This window comes from Flavobacterium sp. DSR3-2, assembly GCF_049896525.1.
GTDB lineage: Bacteria > Bacteroidota > Bacteroidia > Flavobacteriales > Flavobacteriaceae > Flavobacterium.
Genome location: NZ_JAFCUM010000010.1, coordinates 117,117 through 137,203, shown reverse-complemented (window position 1 = coordinate 137,203; position 20,087 = coordinate 117,117). Strand labels below are relative to the sequence as shown.

Below are 20,087 nucleotides of genomic sequence, written 5' to 3'. Positions count from 1 at the left end.
CATAAAAAAAATCATTTTACTAAAATCAAAAAATCATCCATCACAAGCGGATGATTTTTTTATATTTGTGTAGACTCTAATCCAAATGACTATGAAAAAATATACGGCTATACTCCTGCTCCTTTTATCAACCACATCGACATGGGCACAAAATAAGGAAAAAATAAAAGGATCAAAAACGGTGACTGTGGAACAAAGACAAGTTGGTAATTTTGAAGCATTAATAGTCGAAGACAATCTCGAAGTTCATCTGGAAAGAGGAGAAAAAACAGAATTAAAAATCGAGGCCGACGAAAACTTACATGACATTATTTCTTTAGATTTAAGTGATAAAATATTGCGAGTTTATACTACAAAGCAAGCCACAAACTATAAAAAAATGATAGTCCGAGTGACGTATACCAATGATTTGAATCTGATTACTTCAAAAGATGAATCGACCGTCAATGCGATACAGGAACTTTTATTGAAAACCATTACTTTAAAAGCCCATGATGTTTCCAAATTATTTTTGAACGTTGACACCAAGGATTTCTTACTTCAGGCAGACGATAAATCAAAAATAGAACTCAATTTAAAATCAGAAAATACGATAATCGAATTAAGTAAAAATGCATCGCTGAAAGCCTTAGTTAACACTACCGATTTGAAAGTGGATATGTACCAAAAATCAGGTGCTACTCTTGAAGGAAACGCTGTAAATACTATGCTTCGACTGGACAACAATGCCTCATTTACTGGCAACAAGTTGACTACAAAAAATGCGGATGTAACGACCGAAAGTTATTCCAACTGCAGTCTATTTACTGAAATAGCCGTGATTATTGATGCGGCTGATAAATCAGAAATCCAACTGCTGGGTTCCCCAAAAATTGAAATACGAAAATTTGCTGATGAAGCTAAATTGATAAAAAAGTTGAAATAGAGAATCCTCTCTCTCCCGCGACCCCTTTAAAGGAGGGGAAGAAAAACTATTTTTGATTATTTAAAAGTTCAATCTAATGGTTTGGTATTTTTAGGGAGCGATTCTTTTATGTAGTTTTGTGAATTAGGGAAATACAATCACGGATTACAATATCGCTGTAAATAAAGGGGCAGAGCCTACATTTTTATCCGGACTAAAGTGCAATGATGAAAGGCGCAGCAATTATTATGTATAAAAGAAATGAGATGGACAATACATTGAAATTTCAAGAGAAGGGAAATAGTCGGATGCAGGCCGAACTCTTTTTGTCTAAAGCTTTAGATTATGAAACTATTCAATCAAAAATGAAAAAAATAAGATTGTATATGGTAATCAAAAAATCAAAACCATCTTTTTCTTTTGAACAAAAACACACCAAAAGCAGATAACAAAACGGATCCAGAAATGACAATCCATATTCCATAGCGATTATCTTGTAAATCATTGGGAACGTTCATTCCGTACAAACTTGCAATCAATGTTGGAATCATAAGAATTATCGAAATCGAAGTCATTTGCTTCATAATCGTATTCATATTGTTAGAAATCACAGAAGCATAAGCATCCATAGTCCCCGTTAAGATGTCGCTGTAAATATTCGTAGTTTCTTGCGCTTGACGCAATTCAATTTCCACATCTTCCAGCAGATCCAAATCAAAATGTTCTTTTTGGGATTTTATATTCTTTATTCGGTGTAACAAAATATCATTCCCCTTCAACGATGTCATGAAGAAAACCAAACATTTTTCTATTTGAAGCAACGCTTGTAATTCTTCATTCTTAATTGACTTTTCTAAATTGTCCTCGGCTAATTTTATTTTTTGATTGACTTGCTTTAAGTATTTCAAAAACCAAACACTGGACGACAACAATAACTTCAGCACTAAATCGAAGTTGTCTTTTATGTTGATATTTTTGCGTTTCGTGTAGGTTACAAAGTCAGTAATCATTTCCGTTTGATGGAAACTGATGGTGATGCAAACTTCTTCTTTAAAAACAACCCCGACAGGAATCGTATGAAAAGGCAACTTCACATCGTTGCTCTTTACAGGAATTCGCATGATAATTAAAGTCCAACCATTTTCAATTTCTATCCTTGGTCTTTCGTCAATATCTTCAATGTCATTATAAAATGCTTCGGGAATTTGTAATTCGTCGAGTAAATATTTTTTTTCTGCTTCGGTAGGGCATTCAATATTTATCCAACAGTTAGGAATCCATTCAGGAATGGCAATTAACCCATTATTATTTTTGTAAAAAGCTCTCATTTCAAAATTCTATAGGTTTATTTACAGCGTCTTGAAAACAGTGCAAGAGCTGTATTAGTTTAATATTTCCGAATAATAATCGTCCATTTTAAAGGTCATTTTTAAGTGATGCAAAAGTATTCTTTAAATTCCGTTTTAGCATCAATCATGATAAATTTAAGCGTTTTTTAAGATAAAAAAAGCCTCAAACGTGTGTTTAAGGCTTTTAAGTAAAACTATTTTCTCTTTATTTGTTTCTTTTCATTTCTCTTGCTAAAAGTGTATTTTTCAACAACATTGCAATTGTCATTGGTCCTACTCCACCCGGAACTGGAGTAATAAAAGATGATTTTTTACTTACTTGTTCAAAATCAACATCACCGGTGATTACATATCCTTTTTCATTAGTTTCATCAGGAACACGAGTAATACCCACATCAATTACAACAACTCCTTCTTTCACCATGTTCGCTTTTAGGTAATTAGGAACACCCAGAGCCGTAATGATGATATCCGCCTGAATGGTTATTTCTTCAATATTTTTTGTGTAACTGTGCGTTAGAGTTACCGTTGAATTTCCAGGAAATCCTTTTCTTCCCATCAAAATACTCATTGGTCTTCCCACTATATGGCTGCGACCAATTACTACTGTATGTTTTCCTTTGGTTTCTACTCCGTATCTTTCTAGCAATTCTAAAATTCCGAAAGGAGTTGCAGGAATAAAAGTAGTCATGTCTAACGCCATTTTTCCAAAATTTTCAGGATGAAATCCATCCACATCTTTGCTTGGATCAACCGCCATCAAAACTTTCCGCTCGTCAATTTGCTCGGGAAGCGGCAACTGAACAATAAATCCATCAATAGCTTCATTCTCATTTAATTCCTTTATCTTTTTTAGCAATTCAACTTCAGTAGTTGTACTTGGCATTTTCACTAAGGTAGATTCAAAACCTACTCTTTCGCAAGCTTTTACTTTACTGCCCACATAGGTTAAACTCGCTCCATCATTTCCAACAATCAGCGCTGCTAAATGAGGAACTTTCTCCCCATTGTCTTTCATTTTTTGTACTTCTGCAGCGATTTCACTCTTAATATCTTCCGCTGTTTTTTTTCCGTCTAGTAGTTGCATTGTTATTTAGTTTTATGTATTAAAGCCGAAAGTCTTAAAATCATTACAATTTTAAGACTTTCGGCTTTTGACTCATTTTTATTTCATTCCTGGCATTCCGCCTTTCATGCCGCCCATCATTTTCATCAGGTTTTTTCCTCCAGGTCCTTGCATCATTTTCATCATCTTGCTCATTTGGTCAAACTGCTTCATCAACTGATTCACTTGTTCGATTTTAGTTCCGGAACCTTTTGCAATTCTGGTTTTCCTTTTTACATCGATTAACGCCGGCTTGCTTCTTTCAATTGGCGTCATCGAATGGATTATCGCTTCAATATGTTTAAAAGCATCATCTTCTATCTCAACATCTTTCATGGCTTTTGATGCACCTGGTATCATTCCAACCAAATCTTTCATATTACCCATTTTTTTTACCTGTTGAATTTGAGAAAGGAAATCATCAAAACCGAATTCGTTTTTAGCAATTTTCTTTTGGATTTTTCTTGCTTCTTCTTCGTCAAATTGCTCCTGAGCTCTTTCTACCAAAGTCACAACGTCTCCCATTCCCAAAATTCTTTCAGCCATACGAATTGGATAGAACACATCAATCGCATCCATCTTTTCCCCTGTACCTACAAATTTAATGGGTTTATTAACAACCGATTTAATCGAAATTGCAGCTCCACCACGAGTATCTCCATCTAATTTGGTTAAGATAACCCCATCAAAATTTAATCTTTCATTGAAGGCTTTTGCTGTATTTACAGCATCTTGACCTGTCATTGCATCCACAACAAATAATGTTTCTTGCGGCTGAATGGCTTTATGAACGCGTTCTATTTCGTTCATCATTTCCTCATCGACTGCTAAACGACCAGCTGTATCGACAATCACTACATTGAATCCGTTCGCTTTCGCATGTTTGATTGCATTTTGAGCAATTTCAACAGGGTTTTTATTTTCTGGCTCTGAATAAACCTCAACTCCTATTGAATCTCCAACAACATATAATTGTTGAATTGCCGCAGGACGGTAAATGTCACACGCTACTAATAATGGTTTTTTATTTTTCTTTGTTAAAAGATAATTGGCCAATTTTCCTGAGAAAGTAGTTTTCCCTGATCCTTGCAATCCTGCCATCAAAATAACCGATGGATTTCCCGAAAGATTAATTCCGGCAACATCACCACCCATTAATTCTGTCAATTCATCTTTTACTAACTTCACCAATAATTGTCCTGGTTGAAGTGTCGTCAATACATCCTGACCAATCGCTTTTTCTTTTACCTTGGCGGTAAAATCTTTGGCAATCTTAAAGTTAACATCCGCGTCAAGTAAAGCTCTCCGCACCTCTTTGAGCGTTTCGGCTACATTTATTTCGGTGATTTTTCCGTGACCTTTAAGTATATGAAAGGCTTTATCTAGTTTATCGCTTAAATTATCGAACATAGTATTGATTTATTTTGAAATGCAAATTTAAGCATTTGATTTTGAAGTTGTATTCATAATATTATAAAAAAAACAGTCTTTTTTGAGACTGCTTTTAAAGTTTTACGAAATCGTGAAACACCATAAATTTATTTTTTTTTGAAAGTCAAATAATTGATTCCATCCACATTGCTCGATTTACTTTTCATCCGAACCTTAGTTTCTTCAATTTCAGTGACATCCCAATGCTCCGATAACTTCATTAATGTTTCAGAACTTGAAAATGAAATAACAAAATCCAAATCATCATTTGGATTATTATTAATATTGTTTGATTTTACGACAGACCACTTCCCAGAAAACGTATTGGCAGCATCGTTAGAAGTCAAAATTTCATTCGTTCCAAAAGTGAAATTAAATCCTGAATATTCACTTGTTAGATTACTATTTTTATCAATAAAATAGCTCACTTTCCAAGTGCCTTCACTTAGTATACCATTTACTTTTACCAAATCATTTTTTGCATTAGACACTATTTCGGGATCGTCAGCACAGCAGGTTCCGGCTACATTTAGCAAAAAAACACCAAACAAAAGTGGATATAAAAACAGTTTTTTCATGACTAAAGTGTTTATTTGATACTAAATGTATTAAAAAAACATTGTTTTCACAAAAAATAAGCCAAAAAAATTACATTCTTTCCGGAACATTAATTCCCAACAATTTAAATGAAGCAGCAATAGTATCGGCAACTTTTTTAGACAATTGAACTCTAAAAATTTTCTTTTCTAAATCCTCTTCACCGAGAATAGGAACCGCCTGATAGAATGAATTGTATTCCCGAACTAAATCATAGGTATAATTAGCAAGCAAAGCAGGACTGTGATGCTGTGCAGAATTTTGAATAACGTCAGGGAATAACTCTAATTGTTTCACCAATTCTTTTTCTTTTTCATGAAGCGTTGTCATTTTTGATTTATTCGAAAAATCAAAATTTGCTTTACGAATAATCGACTGGATTCTGGCATACGTATATTGAATAAACGGTCCAGTATTTCCAGCAAAATCTACCGATTCCTCCGGATTGAAAAGGATTCGTTTTTTAGGATCTACTTTTAGAATATAATATTTTAAAGCTCCTAAACCAATCGTGTTGTATAATTTTGCTTTTTCATCAGCAGAATAGGAATCTAATTTCCCTAAATCTTCGGCAATTTTCTGGGCAGTATCTGTCATTTCCTGCATTAAATCATCGGCATCGACAACCGTTCCTTCGCGGCTTTTCATTTTCCCCGAAGGTAAATCAACCATTCCGTACGACAAATGAAATAGATTTTTAGACCAGTCAAAACCTAGTTTTTTCAGAATTAAAAACAACACTTTAAAGTGATAATCCTGCTCATTTCCTACGGTATACACCATTCCGCCTACATCCGGATAATCTTTTACACGCTGAATGGCAGTTCCAATATCTTGTGTCATATATACCGCGGTACCATCTGAACGCAATACAATTTTACGGTCTAAACCTTCGTCTGTTAAATCAATCCAAACGGAACCGTCAGGATCTTTTTCGAAAACGCCTCTATCCAAACCAATTTGAACCACATCTTTCCCTAACAAATACGTATTGCTTTCATAATAAAAACAATCGAAATCAACACCAAGATTTTCATAGGTTTTGGCAAAACCATCATAGACCCATTGATTCATGGTTTTCCAAAGGGTGATTACTTGTTCATCTCCAGCTTCCCATTTTAGTAACATTTCCTGAGCTTCCAAAATGATTGGCGCTTGTTTTTTAGCTTCTTCTTCCGTTTTGCCGGCGCTCATTAATTGCGCTATTTCTTCTTTGTACGCTTTATCAAAAGCAACATAATAATTCCCAACTAATTTATCCCCTTTTAAACCTGTTGATTCTGGAGTTTGTCCGTTTCCGAATCTTTGCCAAGCCAACATTGATTTGCAGATATGGATTCCTCTATCATTAATGATTTGAGTTTTATACACTTTTTTACCGGAAGCTTTGATGATTTCCGCAACTGAATATCCCAAAAGGTTGTTACGCACGTGACCTAAATGCAAGGGTTTGTTCGTATTTGGTGAGGAATACTCTACCATAACCGCTTTATCATCTTCCGAAGGAGTTACAAAACCAAATTTAACGTCATCTTTTATTTCTCCAAAAAAATCTAAATAATAATCATCTGAAATAACAATATTCAAAAATCCGGAAACTACATTGAACCGATTTACCACAACTAAATTTTCAACAAGATAGGCTCCTATTTTATTCCCTAATTCCACTGGATTGCTTTTCACTACTTTCAACAATGGAAAAATAACCATCGTTATATCCCCTTCAAATTCCTTGCGTGTAGTTTGAAATTCAGCTTTATCAATAGTAACGTCAAATAAAGCTTTTACAGCTTTTTTAATGGAGGGCGTAAGAATCTGTTGTAATGTCATGATGTAAATTTAAAAGTGCAAAGATAATTCTAATTCCTTAATTTGGTTAGAAAAGTTACTCAATTACGTCTTAAAAACACTAACAAATAAAAAAAACCGTTGTACTGCTATATTTAGGATTGAGTTAACAAAATTTTAGCATTTTTTAAAAATGATAATTCAATTTTCACTATTTTTACTCTGCAAATTAACAACATAAGACATGAAAAAGACTCTTATTTTTATATTGTTGATGGCTTCACATGCTATTCATTCCCAAGCAGTTACCGTAAATACTACAAAATACACGATTGACCAATTGGTGAATCAGGTACTAGTGAATTCGCCATGTGTTCAGGGTACCAATGTAACTTCAAGAACAGGAACATTTTACGGATCGTCCAACGGAATAGGCTATTTTGAAAATACTAATTCTGCCTTTCCATTTTCCAACGGAGTTGTATTAAGTACGGGAGATGTTACTAAAATTCCGGCACCCAATACAACTATTTTAAGCGATGGTATTCCAGCATGGTCAGGCGATTCAGATTTGGAAGCTAATTTACTTTCGCAGTCGGGAATAACTCTTAATTCAATAAATGCCAGTTTTATTGAATTTGATTTTCAACCCAAAACACCCAATTTCGATTTTTCTTTTCTTTTTGCTTCTGAAGAATATGGGACTTCCCAATGCAGCTTCTCGGATGCTTTTGCTTTTCTTTTAAAAGATGTAACAGCCGGCGGTGCTAATGTAAATTTAGCCGTAATACCAAGCACAGCCATCCCGGTATCTGTTGAAACCATACGAGACACGGCTTACAATCCTAACTGTCCTTCCGCCAATCCAAACTATTTTGGTGCTTTTAACGGAGGTGGATTTGGCCCTGCCATAAATTTCAACGGACAAACAGTTTCAATGCTAGCTTCGGCAACTGGGTTAGACATTACGCACGTGTATCGCATTAAATTAGTTATTGCTGACGGAGGAAATAATACGGGTTATGATTCTGCTATTTTTCTACAAGCCAATAGTTTTAATATCGGGCAAGATGTTGTAGGACGGGATTATATAACGGCAAACAATGCTGCAATTTGTCCGGGAAACACGTTACCAATATTATCCGCCGCAGGTTTAGATTCCGGAACTACTTTCGAATGGAAAAAACAAGGAGTAGCATTCTCACCACCACAAACAGGGGTAACATTAGACCTCAACACAGTTATTCCACTGGTTAGTTCTGGAATTCATATTTACAGTGTTACATACAAAGAACCCGGTTGCATCGAAGTCACAGATGATATCACGATAGAAATTTTTCCCAAGATCGGAGTAATTACAGCTGTTCCCAACATTTATATGTGTGATTCAGGGGCTTCCTCTTATGATTTTAATCTCAGTAAAAACAGTTCAATCATTCTGGCTGGAGTTAACCAATCTACTAGCACAACTGGTGTTTTAGATGATTTACCCGCAAATACAATTATCACGTATCACTTTACTGATTCAGATGCTAGGAGAAATACTGCCGCAATCTCAATTCTTCAGACTATTTCGAGTACGGAAAGTGGCAAACAAATTTTTGTCAGAATTCAAAACCCTAACACGTTGTGCTATGAAATTAGATCTTTTCAATTGCTGATTGTCGCATCGCCACTAATTGCAAATATTCCTATTGATAATACATTGTGCTCCAGAAATTTATCTGAAACTCCTCTGAAAGCTAATTTTAACTTAACGTCACAAATTGCGTCCATTACTGGTTCCCAAAACACCTCATACAACATTCTCACTTTTCACTCCTCGGAAACGGGAGCAAATAGCAATACTAATAATATAACTTTAAATTCGAGCAACCAATTATTATCGGCAAGCACAACATTATGGGTCCGATTACAAAACATTTCAAATCCCAGTTGTTTTGTTATTACCAGTTTTAATTTGATTGTCTCGCCTTTACCAGAAGTAGATATATTACCAGATGTATTTGTATGCACCTCTTACAAACTCCCACCATTAACAAAAGCTGGAGCGCAATACTGGACTGGAAATAACGGAACTGGAACACAACTTTTTGCCGGGGATGTTATTACCACTACCACAATGAACCTTTATGTTTTTAATCAATCTGGACTGTGTACCAACCAAGATTCTTTTAATGTTACCATTGCTGATTTAGACACAATCACACCAGCTTCTGAAACCTACTGTATACAATATTCCCTTCCAGCTTTACCGTATGCAAAATATTTCACTAAAAGCGGAGGCCCCACTACTCCGGGAAATATCCAGTTAGCAGCTGGATTTATAGTAAATACTACAGGGGTAAACAGAATATATGTATGGTTTGAAGATACTACTGTTACACCATCCTGTACGCAAGAAAACCCATTTGCTATAACAATAATATCATTTAGTGTATTGCCTAATTACCCAAATCAATTTGCATGTACTTCTTACACGCTGCCCGTTGATTCAAATGGTGGTGTTTATTACACTGGTAGTAATAAAAGTGGATCCCTTTTGTCAGCAGGAACAGTAATAAATACGACGACCATTATTTATGTGTATAAAGAGAGTGGTACGGTTCCAAAAAATTGTGTTGACGAAAAAACCTTCACGTTTTTTATTAGCGTGGGAAGTATTACACCTCCAACAGATGTAAATTCCTGTTCTGCCTACAGTCTCCCTGCATTGACCGTTGGAGAATATCGAACTGCTGCTGCCGGCAGAGGAAATATTGTTCCTGCTGGAACATTAATTAATGCAACTACAACTCTTTGGTTTTATGTCACAGGACAAACATGCACCGATAATTTAGACTTTACTGTTACTGTAAATATTGCTCCTTTACCAGTAATACCAGACACCACCCCTCAATGCGATGTCTATTATTTACCTACGGTGGCACATTCAGGCAACTACTATACCGGACCTTTAGGGACTGGACAACTTCGTCCAGTGGGATTTCCGGTTACCACAACTCAAAAAATGTACTTCTATGATAAAGCTGTAAGTGGACCTTGTTATGTTGAAGAAGAATTCCTAATGACCATTAATAAATCTCCTGTAATTGATGCAAAACCTGTAGAAGTTATTCGATGTGGTCAAAGTTATATTTTAGATGATTTAAGAAATGGGGAATATTACGAATTTGCCGGTGGTCCATCGCCAACGAATCCTGTTTTACCGGCTGGTACCGTTTTGACAACCTCAAAAATAATCTATGTTTATGTCGCAGCTACAGCACCAAATACCTGCGTTTCAGAATACAGTATAGACGTTTTGGTAACTTTTGTAAATGACAAAGAAGATCAATATGCTTGCAATAGTTTTAACTTACCAGCCATCGTAGGTATGGGAAGTTATTACACCGCTCCAAGTGGTCCAAATGGAACTGGAGTACGATTGCTCCCTCCTTATTCCCCAATCACTACCACGACAACGATATATGTTTACGCAGAGAATAACAATAGAGTTAATTGTACTGATGAAGACCCTTTTACTATTACCATTTATAATAGCCCAACGATAACAACTATTGCGCCTGTAACAAGATGCGAATCTTATGAACTGCCATCCTACACAGCACCTGTAACAAGATATTTTACAAATCCAGGTGGTCCGGGAAGCAACAACACTGAAAAATTTCCGGGGGATTTCATCACTGCTTCAACCACTATTTATGCGTATGCCGAATCAGGAACATCTGCAACAGTTATTTGTCCTGTTGAAAGACCAATGGTAATTACTATCACCGCAAAACCAAAACCAGTACTTAACATTCCAGCCATTTGTATTGATATTGATACCGGAATCACGACTGATGCTTTTATTAAAAGTGGATTTACTACACCTCAATTCTCTTTTGAATGGAAAAGCGAAGACGGGACGTTAGTAGGTACCGAAGAAAATTTTTCAACAAGTGAACCTGGTAACTACACACTCACTGTTACCAACTTATCTATTTTTGGTTGTACCTCTGACATCGCCCCTTTTACGGTTATTGAATCTTCGATACCCGCTTCCGTAACATTTACAACCAGCGGATGGTTCACGGATAACCAAACCATAACTGTCAATGCCGTCCCATTTGTAGGAGATGGGAGTAATTTTCTGTATTCTTTAGATGGAGGTTCCCCTCAAATTAGTAACGTATTTAACAATGTAAGTTCCGGACTTCACGAAATATCGGTTAGCGATGCCAATTGCGGAACCTTCACCAGTCCAATATCGGTTAAGCTGATTAACAGTCCTAAATTCTTCACTCCAAACGGAGATGGTTTTAATGACACTTGGAATATTACTGGAATACCAAATAGCGAAAATTTAAAATTATATATTTTTGATCGCTATGGAAAACTGCTAAAAGAATTATTCCCAAATGGCTCTGGTTGGGATGGAACTTTCAATGGTCATGCGCTACCAGCGGATGATTATTGGTTTTCTATCTCGTATACTGAAGACACTATCACCAAAGAATATAAATCCCATTTTTCTCTAAAACGATAAATATTACTATATTCTCTAAAAGGGCTTTTTTAATCGAAAGCCCTTTTTTTGTTATTTAAACAAATAAAAAAGCAGAATGTATGTAACAAAATCGAGCCTCATCAGTCTATTATGTACAGTCAAAATCAAAAAATTTTATTTATGCATAAAACAGTACTTTGTAATACATAATATTACAATAAATATTTACCTTTGCATCATCAATCAATTAAATCACAATCAATCATGAAACTAAAATTAATCTTAATCTGCTTTATTGGGACATTGTTTTCAATGCAGGCGCAAACTTCGGTCAAACCGACACTTCTTAATAATTCCGGAAGTATTTCAGGGAAAATTACTGATAAAAACACTGACGAGCCATTGTCTTATGTGAATGTTGTGGTAAAAGAAAACAGCAAAGTAATTACTGGAGGAATTACATCTGATAAGGGAACTTTTCAAATCAAAAATTTAGCTTTGAAAGATTATATCGTAGAGATCCAATTTATGGGATACAAAACGATTTCAAAATCGGCTAAATTAACGTTAGACAATAGCATCAACTTTAACACTATTGCTCTTGAAGAAGATGCAATTCAGCTTGAAGGAGTCGAAATTGTAAAAGAAAAATCTACCATTGAACAAAAAATTGACCGCAAGATCATAAACGTGGGCAAAGATCTAATCTCTGCCGGAGCAACTGCCGGAGAAATCATGAATAATATTCCTTCGGTGAGCGTGGATCCACAAACGAATGCCATCAGTTTAAGAGGAAATTCAAATGTTCGTATCCTTATCGATGGAAAACCAACAAATATGGATGCCGCTCAAGTTTTGCAACAAATTCCATCAGCTTCCATCAAACAAATTGAGTTAATCACCAATCCATCGGCTAAATACAATCCGGAAGGAATGAGCGGAATCATCAATATTGTTTTAAACAAAAATAGCAGACTCGGATTTAACGGAAGTATAAATAACGGGGTAACCTTTGGGATAACACCAAAAGTAAATTCCTCTTTTGACTTAAATTACAGATCTGGAAAGTTTAATTTCTTCGGAAATTATGGCTTTAATCATGGAAAATATTCAAACAACGGCTTCATAAACAGCAAGGAGTTAAATAATGACAATACGCAGATTTTTGACATGAATTCTAAAAACACGTCTCACTTAGCTAAACTTGGATTTGATTTCAATATTAATGACAAAAACACATTTTCTTTTTATACCAATCAAAATATTTCTCAAGGAAAAGATTTTGGAAATACCAAAGTTGATTACGTTTCGTCGGCTACCAATGACCGCTTCCAATTATTTGACAATAAAAGCAAAAACAACTCTGAAACCTACAATTTTGATTACAAATTAGACTTTAAAAAGGAAGGACATAATTTAGAATTAGAAGTTAATTACAATAAAAATGACAGTCCTGAAAACGCATTGTACACTAATATAAATGGCACTACTAATTCGTTTACAAACGATGTAAAAACGTTGGGAAAAAACACGATAGTAAATCTTGATTATGTAAATCCGCTTTCTGAAACGACAAAATTAGAATTAGGTTTAGAAAGTAGAAATGAAAATACGGACAACAACTTGTTTTTGAATAATGCCTACAACTCTGATTTCACCTACGAAAGAACCTTATATTCAGCGTATGCCACTCTTGGAAAACAATGGAAAAAATGGAATTTTCAGGCAGGAGCACGGTTAGAACGGTACAATGTTGAAGCTTTATTTAGAAAAGTAAGTGAAGTTGATTCGAAGTTTGAAGATGATATTTTAAGCATTTATCCATCGGCTTTTATAACTTACAACCCAAGTGACAATAACTCGTTCAGTTTAAATTACTCTCGGAGAGTGGACAGACCAAGCATATCTCAGGTAAATCCTATTAGAGAATGGAGCACGCCAACGATAGATTCTGAAGGAAATCCGTTTCTCGTTCCTCAATTTACCAATTCATTTGAATTAAATTATACCCGAAAAACTAAAATTGGTTCCATTACTTCGGGAATTTTTTATAGGAGAATTCAAGACGAAATAACACGTGTAATTTTTACGAATCCAAATGATTCCAACAAACAAATTATCTCTTACGATAATTTTGATAACAACAATGCTTATGGTATTGAAGTTTCCGGAAATCTCGATTTCAAAAAATGGTGGAGTGCCAATATCAGTCTTGATGCATACAATAAGAAAACCCAAGGAACAATTGAGGATACGCCGGGGAATTATGAATTTGTAGAAGTCGATATTACAACCTTCAACGCCCGAATAAACAATACATTTAAAGCGACAAAAGACTTGCGTTTTCAATTATTCGGAATGTACAGAGGAAGAGATTTAAGTCTTCAGCTAGACAGAAGCCCAATGTGGAAAATGGATATTGGGGCGAGTTATAACGTATTGAAAGGTAGCGGAACCATCAGTGCGCGATTCAGTGATATTTTCAAAACCATGCGATTTGCTTTTGATGGAGAACGTCCTTACAAAACAAATGGAGAATTCAATTGGGAAAGCAGAACCGTTTATTTAGGTTTTAATTACAGATTTGGAAGCGGAAAAAACAAAGCAGCCGCAAGAAAGCAGAGAGACAAGAACGAAACCCAAGGAGGCGGAGGGCTTTTGTAAAAATTAGTTTTAATAGTTAGTTAGTTGCAAAAAGAAAAACTCGGAGTATGCCAACTCCGAGTTTTTTGATTTCACAAAATTATGCGAATTATAAATATGCCTGTATGGCTTGTATTTCTTCCTCATTTGCGATTTCCCCAACATCAATAATTGCTGATGAATGATAGAAAACAGCTTTTGTTTTTTCTTTTAATAATTCAATATTTGATGAACGCAATCCGCCGCCCGGCATAATTACAATCCTATTATTCGTCTTTTCCACTAATCTAGCCAAAACATCAATACCGTCAACTACATTGGTTTCTTGTCCAGAGGTCAAAATAGTTTTAAAATCACATTCTATTAGAGATTCAAGTGCTTTCAATTTGTTTTTTATTCCATCAAAAGCGCGATGAAATGTGCAAGGCAATGGGTTTGCCAAAGCTACTAATTCCGCATTTTGTAGTTCATTTAAATTACCGTCTTCTTTTAAAATTCCAAAAACAAAACCATCAACCTGAAGTTTTTTGAATGTCAAAATTTCTGATTTCATTTGTTCGAATTCAAAATCAGAATAAATAAAATCCCCACCACGGGGCCGAATCATAACATATAAATCAAGAGCTGTATTTTTACGGACAGCTTTGGTAAGTTCAAAATCTGGCGTTATTCCGCCCTCTTTCATATTGGCACATAATTCTACTCTATCGGCACCATTTTTCTGTGCAATAATCGCCGATTCTAAATTAAAACACGCAATTTCCAGTTGTGCTTTTTTCATTTACTTTAAAAAATAATCGGCATCAATTAATCGATTTCCCATAGCATCATTGACAGCGTAATTGAAACCGCCCTGAATACAATATGAACCATATTCTCCTTTTTTATTTAAAGCAATAAAACCAACTTGAATATCTTTTAAATTTTTATTCCTTTTTTTAGTCAAATTCACTATTCGAGCAACCGCCTCTTCGCAGGCTTTTTGTGGTGATTTCCCTTGTCGCATCAACTCTACCACCAAATGACAGCCTGAAATCCGAATTACTTCTTCTCCATGGCCCGTAGCCGTTGCCGCACCAATTTCGTTATCAACGTACAATCCTGCCCCAATAATTGGAGAGTCCCCTACACGTCCATGCATTTTAAAAGCCATTCCGCTTGTAGTACACGCACCGGAAAGATTACCGTCAACATCCAAAGCAATCATTCCAATGGTATCGTGATTTTCTATATTAGCGATAGGCTTATATTGACTGGTTTTCAACCATTCCTTCCATTCTTTTTCGGATTCTTCCACTAACAAATTTTCTTTTACGAAACCTTGAGACAACGCAAACTGTAAAGCTCCATCACCAACCAACATGACATGCGGCGTTTTCTCCATCACTGCACGAGCCACAGCAATGGGATGTTTGATAAATTCTAAACATGCTACTGAACCAATATTTGCATTTTCATCCATAATGCAAGCATCTAGTGTGACGCGACCATCTCGATCCGGTCTTCCGCCATAGCCCACGCTTCTTTCAGTTGGATCGGCTTCAGGAATTTTTACTCCAGCTTCGACAGCATCTAAGGCTCGACCGTTAGCCCTTAAAACTTCCCAAGCAGCTGCGTTGGCTTGAATTCCAAAATTCCATGTCGAAATCACAATGGGTTTTGTTCCTTTTTTAGATAAAAAATCATTTTCTTTCGCTGGTCTCCCTTCGAATGAATGCAACGCCACAGCTGCTGAAGCAAAAGCTGCTGTTTTCAAAAAATTTCTACGGTTTGTCATTTCGATTGTTTTAGTATTGGCTGCATCTCATTTAAACTATAAATATAAAGGTTCCACTTTAAATAAAAAAACCTGCACAATAATTTGCGCAGGCTTAGAATATCTATAATGGATTAACTGGAATCGACAACCGATTTATTAAACCATTTTTTACCATTTAATGATAGCACTTCCCCAAGTAAAACCACTTCCAAAAGCTGCCAAAACAACCGTATCTCCTGATTTTATTTTGCCTTTTTCCCATGCTTCAGTTAGCGCAATAGGAATTGAAGCTGCGGTAGTATTTCCGTATTTTTGAATATTATTGTACACCTGATCATCGGTCAAGCTGAATTTCTTTTGAATAAATTGTGAAATTCTCAAATTTGCCTGATGCGGAATTAACATATTAATATCTGAAACCTGTAAATTATTTGCCTGCAATCCTTCATTAATTACTTCGCTGAAACGAACCACAGCATTTTTAAATACAAACTGTCCATTCATGTACGGGAAATAACTTTCATCATTTGGATCATTATCCGCCAAAATATCAGTAACCCAACGGCCACCCATTCCTGGAGCTTTTACAATTAATTCTTCGGCATGCTGTCCTTCCGAATGTAAATGAGTCGATAAAATTCCTTTAGTCAAATCTTCTTCTCTGCTCAAAACAGCTGCTCCGGCACCGTCTCCAAAAATTACGGAAACGCCCCTGCCTCGAGAAGTCATATCCAGTCCGGTCGAATGAACCTCAGATCCAATAACCAATATGTTTTTATACATTCCGGTTTTGATATATTGATCTGCCACTGATAACGCATAAATAAAGCCTGAACACTGATTTCTAACATCTAATGCACCAACGGTTCGTAAACCCAAATCACGTTGTACTAAAACTCCAGGGCCAGGAAAATAATAATCAGGACTTAACGTGGCAAAAACTATAAAATCGATATCTTCTTTCGCAATGCCAGAACGTTCAATCGCAATTTTGGCCGCTTTTACACCCATAGAAGTGGTTGTGTCTTCTCCTTTTATAATATGTCTTCGTTCCTGAATTCCTGTTCTTTCCTGAATCCATTCGTCATTGGTGTCTATGATTTTGGATAAATCGTCATTGGTTACTACGTTTTCGGGAACATAATAACCCAATCCTGCTATTTTTGAATGATACATACAATTGTTATTTTATTATAAAAAGAGTTCAAATTTAAAAAATTCTTAAAAATTTGAGCCGACAAATTACTAATTTTTTAGCAATTTACAAGTTTTATGGCTTTTGTCATCCTTTACTGCTTGCTTCAGTACTAAAATTATGACAGAACATAAATCAAAAACATAATAACAAGAAAGCAAACTGAAACCAACGCAAAAGTTAAAAAGAGATATTTATTTCCAAATGTAATAACATTGAATTATTTTAGACCAATTATTGACAATACCAACGCTAATTTAAAATCATTCAAATTATGAAATTAAAAATTCCATTTTTTTTATTTCTTGGACTAAGCTTAACCACTTTTGCACAAGAAAACTTAACCTATCAAAAACCATCTCAATCCATATTGGATTTGGCGGATTATGAAAGAGCGCCTTCGGTATCGATGGATACCAAAAAAGAATACATGCTGTTGACGTATAGAAATACCTATAAATCATTGGACGATTTAAACCAAGAAGAACTTCGTTTGGGCGGATTGCGAATTAATCCAATTACGAATATTTCAAGTACAGTTACGTATGTGAACAACCTGAAATTACGTAAAATAAAAGACAAAAATGAAGTACAGGTTGCAGGTTTGCCAACGAATCCTCGCATCAGTAATATTGCTTGGTCACCAAATGATAAAAAAATCTCATTTTCCCACACCACAGCTTCAGGTGTTGAACTTTGGTTTATCGATGTTGCTTCGGCGAAAGCCACAAAATTAACAGAAGCGACAGTTAATGCTAACATAGGAAGTCCGTTCAGCTGGATGAATGACAACGAAACTATTTTGGTGAAAATGTTACCAAAAAACAGAGCGGCGCTTTTGGATGCCAAAAAAGATTTGCCAAACGGTCCTATAATTTCGAATGCTGATGGTGCGAAATCCCAAAACAGAACGTATCCGGACATGTTGAAAAACAAGAATGATGAAATCAATTTTGAAAACATCATGACTTCTGAATTGTACAAAGTAAACTTGAACGGAACAACAACTTTATTCAAAAAAGCCGATATGTACGCCGGAGAAAGCTTTTCCCCGGATGGTAATTATTTGATGGTGACTACGATTCAAAAACCATTTTCATACATTGTTCCATTAAGTCGTTTTCCATCAAAATCTGTTATTTATGACATGGCTGGTAACGAAGTGAAAGTGGTTAATGAAGTACCGCTTACTGAGATTATCCCTAAAGGATTTATGGCAGTTCGAAAAGGAAAAAGAAACATGAGCTGGAGAACAGACAAACCGGCAACATTAGTGTATGCTGAAGCTTTAGATGGTGGTGATCCTGCAAACAAAGTGGAATTCAGAGATGAAGTTTTTCTTTGGAGCGCACCGTTTGATGGAGCAGCTACTTCATTGGTAAAAACTCCGCAACGCTACGATCAAATCATTTGGGGAAATGACAACACCGCCATAATTACAGATGAATGGTATGATACGCGTAATACCAAAACGTATGTAATCAATCCCTCGAATCCAAGTCAGGCGCCAAAAGTAATTTTCGACAGAAACTCACAGGATGTGTATGCGGATCCGGGAAATTTCGAAACTAGAAAAAACCAATACAACAGGTATGTTTTGGCGATCGAAAATGACAATGCGTATCTTATTGGGGACGGATTCACTAAAAACGGTCAATTTCCGTTTATCAGTGAATTTAATTTGAAAAACTTTCAAGCAAAACGTTTGTATACCTCAACGTACAACGATAAAAAGGAAGACGTTTTGGAGATTGAAGACTACAAAAAAGGAACTGTTTTAGTCCAAATCCAGTCTAAAAATGAATACCCTAATTATTACCTTAGAAATATCAAACAAAAAAATAAACTGACACCAATTACCTCGTTCAAAAATCCTTTTGAAAGTATCAAAAACGTGAGTAAGGAAGTGATAAAATACAAACGTAAAGATGGTGTTGAATTATCCGGAACTTTGTATTTACCAGTTGGTTATGACAAAGCAAAAAAAGAGAAAATGCCCTTATTGATTTGGGCATATCCAGCAGAATACAAAGACAAAAATTCAGCGGGACAAAGTACACAAAATCCGAATGAATTCACGTTTCCCAGTTATGGTTCGTTCGTATATTGGGTAACCAAAGGCTACGTGGTTCTTGATGACGCTGCTTTTCCCATTGTTGGTGAAGGAACAACGGAGCCCAATGATAATTTCATGACCCAATTAGTAGACAATGCAGAAGCCGCCATCAATGCCGTGGATGCTTTAGGATACATCAACAGAAAAAAAGTAGCTGTTGGAGGTCACTCCTATGGTGCTTTTATGACTGCTAATTTATTGACGCATTCTAATCTTTTTGCCTGTGGAATCGCTCGAAGTGGTGCTTACAACAGAACGTTAACTCCTTTTGGTTTCCAAACAGAACAACGCAATTACTGGGAAACTCCTGAAGTGTACAACACGATGTCGCCATTCATGAATGCAGATAAAATGAAAACGCCAATGCTTTTAGTGCACGGTGAAGCCGATAATAATCCGGGTACTTTCACTTTGCAAACCGAACGTTATTTTCAAGCTTTGAAAGGTTTAGGCGCACCGGCAAGAATGGTAATTCTTCCAAAAGAAGCGCATGGTTATGTCGCCAAAGAGAATATTTTACATTTACTTTGGGAACAAGATCAGTTCTTAGAAAAGTATTTGAAGAATTAACGCTGAAAGTAGTGATCAGTGACCAGTTAAGAAGTGGTCAGAAAGCTGAACATAGAACAAAACCCCAAATTCACTTTGATTTTGGGGTTCTTGTTTTTTACTACTTTTATAAAAGTTGAAAACGACTTCTACTTTTGA

Annotated in this window: 12 protein-coding genes; 4 read left to right on the top strand and 8 right to left on the bottom strand. The window is 35.7% G+C overall.

Features of this window, described 5'->3' with window-relative positions; translation table 11 throughout:
- The first annotated feature begins 91 nt into the window (after positions 1 to 91).
- Positions 92 to 925 carry a GIN domain-containing protein gene (locus ACP7AV_RS12565; RefSeq protein WP_426092242.1) on the top strand — a complete coding sequence of 278 codons (834 nt, stop codon included), beginning with the start codon at positions 92 to 94 and terminating at the stop codon, positions 923 to 925.
- Between the two features lie 380 nt (positions 926 to 1,305).
- Here ACP7AV_RS12565 and ACP7AV_RS12560 read toward each other — a convergent pair whose 3' ends face one another.
- From ACP7AV_RS12560 to argS, 5 genes are all read right to left on the bottom strand, one after another.
- A complete protein-coding gene (locus tag ACP7AV_RS12560) occupies positions 1,306 to 2,232 on the bottom strand; it encodes a magnesium transporter CorA family protein (protein WP_426064900.1) in 927 nt (308 codons plus the stop codon).
- Between the two features lie 226 nt (positions 2,233 to 2,458).
- Complete coding sequence (locus tag ACP7AV_RS12555; RefSeq protein WP_426064902.1) at positions 2,459 to 3,340, bottom strand: bifunctional 5,10-methylenetetrahydrofolate dehydrogenase/5,10-methenyltetrahydrofolate cyclohydrolase; 882 nt, start codon at positions 3,338 to 3,340, stop codon at positions 2,459 to 2,461.
- 78 nt (positions 3,341 to 3,418) lie between these two features.
- A complete protein-coding gene (gene ffh, locus ACP7AV_RS12550) occupies positions 3,419 to 4,768 on the bottom strand; it encodes a signal recognition particle protein (RefSeq protein ID WP_426092241.1) in 1,350 nt (449 codons plus the stop codon).
- Positions 4,769 to 4,896: 128 nt separating this feature from the next.
- The gene (locus tag ACP7AV_RS12545) at positions 4,897 to 5,367 is read right to left on the bottom strand and encodes a hypothetical protein (RefSeq protein ID WP_426092240.1); all 471 of its coding nucleotides are present in this window, start codon (positions 5,365 to 5,367) and stop codon (positions 4,897 to 4,899) included.
- 70 nt (positions 5,368 to 5,437) lie between these two features.
- Positions 5,438 to 7,216, bottom strand: a complete 1,779-nt coding sequence (gene argS, locus ACP7AV_RS12540; protein WP_426092239.1) for an arginine--tRNA ligase — start codon at positions 7,214 to 7,216, stop codon at positions 5,438 to 5,440.
- Positions 7,217 to 7,418: 202 nt separating this feature from the next.
- On the opposite strand from argS, the gene ACP7AV_RS12535 reads away from it, so the two are divergent.
- Positions 7,419 to 11,705, top strand: a complete 4,287-nt coding sequence (locus tag ACP7AV_RS12535; RefSeq protein ID WP_426092238.1) for a choice-of-anchor L domain-containing protein — start codon at positions 7,419 to 7,421, stop codon at positions 11,703 to 11,705.
- 225 nt (positions 11,706 to 11,930) lie between these two features.
- Positions 11,931 to 14,330: a TonB-dependent receptor domain-containing protein gene (locus ACP7AV_RS12530; RefSeq protein ID WP_426092237.1), complete on the top strand. Its 2,400-nt coding sequence runs from the start codon at positions 11,931 to 11,933 to the stop codon at positions 14,328 to 14,330.
- 88 nt (positions 14,331 to 14,418) lie between these two features.
- Here ACP7AV_RS12530 and ACP7AV_RS12525 read toward each other — a convergent pair whose 3' ends face one another.
- From ACP7AV_RS12525 to ACP7AV_RS12515, 3 genes are all read right to left on the bottom strand, one after another.
- Positions 14,419 to 15,090 carry a copper homeostasis protein CutC gene (locus ACP7AV_RS12525; protein WP_426092236.1) on the bottom strand — a complete coding sequence of 224 codons (672 nt, stop codon included), beginning with the start codon at positions 15,088 to 15,090 and terminating at the stop codon, positions 14,419 to 14,421.
- The gene (locus tag ACP7AV_RS12520) at positions 15,091 to 16,086 is read right to left on the bottom strand and encodes an isoaspartyl peptidase/L-asparaginase family protein (RefSeq protein ID WP_426092235.1); all 996 of its coding nucleotides are present in this window, start codon (positions 16,084 to 16,086) and stop codon (positions 15,091 to 15,093) included.
- 150 nt (positions 16,087 to 16,236) lie between these two features.
- Positions 16,237 to 17,244 carry a 3-oxoacyl-ACP synthase III family protein gene (locus tag ACP7AV_RS12515; RefSeq protein ID WP_426092234.1) on the bottom strand — a complete coding sequence of 336 codons (1,008 nt, stop codon included), beginning with the start codon at positions 17,242 to 17,244 and terminating at the stop codon, positions 16,237 to 16,239.
- Positions 17,245 to 17,537: 293 nt separating this feature from the next.
- Between ACP7AV_RS12515 and ACP7AV_RS12510 the strand changes: the two genes are divergently transcribed.
- On the top strand, positions 17,538 to 19,949 hold the full coding sequence (locus ACP7AV_RS12510) for a prolyl oligopeptidase family serine peptidase (RefSeq protein ID WP_426092233.1): 2,412 nt from the start codon (positions 17,538 to 17,540) through the stop codon (positions 19,947 to 19,949).
- The last annotated feature ends 138 nt before the right edge of the window (positions 19,950 to 20,087 follow it).

What these genes read in the sequence shown, in the direction of transcription:
- ACP7AV_RS12565 (WP_426092242.1), top strand. Translation starts at nt 92, where the DNA reads ATGAAAAAATATACGGCTATACTCCTGCTCCTTTTATCAACCACATCG.
- ACP7AV_RS12560 (WP_426064900.1), bottom strand. Translation starts at nt 2,232, where the DNA reads ATGAGAGCTTTTTACAAAAATAATAATGGGTTAATTGCCATTCCTGAA.
- ACP7AV_RS12555 (WP_426064902.1), bottom strand. Translation starts at nt 3,340, where the DNA reads ATGCAACTACTAGACGGAAAAAAAACAGCGGAAGATATTAAGAGTGAA.
- ffh (WP_426092241.1), bottom strand. Translation starts at nt 4,768, where the DNA reads ATGTTCGATAATTTAAGCGATAAACTAGATAAAGCCTTTCATATACTT.
- ACP7AV_RS12545 (WP_426092240.1), bottom strand. Translation starts at nt 5,367, where the DNA reads ATGAAAAAACTGTTTTTATATCCACTTTTGTTTGGTGTTTTTTTGCTA.
- argS (WP_426092239.1), bottom strand. Translation starts at nt 7,216, where the DNA reads ATGACATTACAACAGATTCTTACGCCCTCCATTAAAAAAGCTGTAAAA.
- ACP7AV_RS12535 (WP_426092238.1), top strand. Translation starts at nt 7,419, where the DNA reads ATGAAAAAGACTCTTATTTTTATATTGTTGATGGCTTCACATGCTATT.
- ACP7AV_RS12530 (WP_426092237.1), top strand. Translation starts at nt 11,931, where the DNA reads ATGAAACTAAAATTAATCTTAATCTGCTTTATTGGGACATTGTTTTCA.
- ACP7AV_RS12525 (WP_426092236.1), bottom strand. Translation starts at nt 15,090, where the DNA reads ATGAAAAAAGCACAACTGGAAATTGCGTGTTTTAATTTAGAATCGGCG.
- ACP7AV_RS12520 (WP_426092235.1), bottom strand. Translation starts at nt 16,086, where the DNA reads ATGACAAACCGTAGAAATTTTTTGAAAACAGCAGCTTTTGCTTCAGCA.
- ACP7AV_RS12515 (WP_426092234.1), bottom strand. Translation starts at nt 17,244, where the DNA reads ATGTATCATTCAAAAATAGCAGGATTGGGTTATTATGTTCCCGAAAAC.
- ACP7AV_RS12510 (WP_426092233.1), top strand. Translation starts at nt 17,538, where the DNA reads ATGAAATTAAAAATTCCATTTTTTTTATTTCTTGGACTAAGCTTAACC.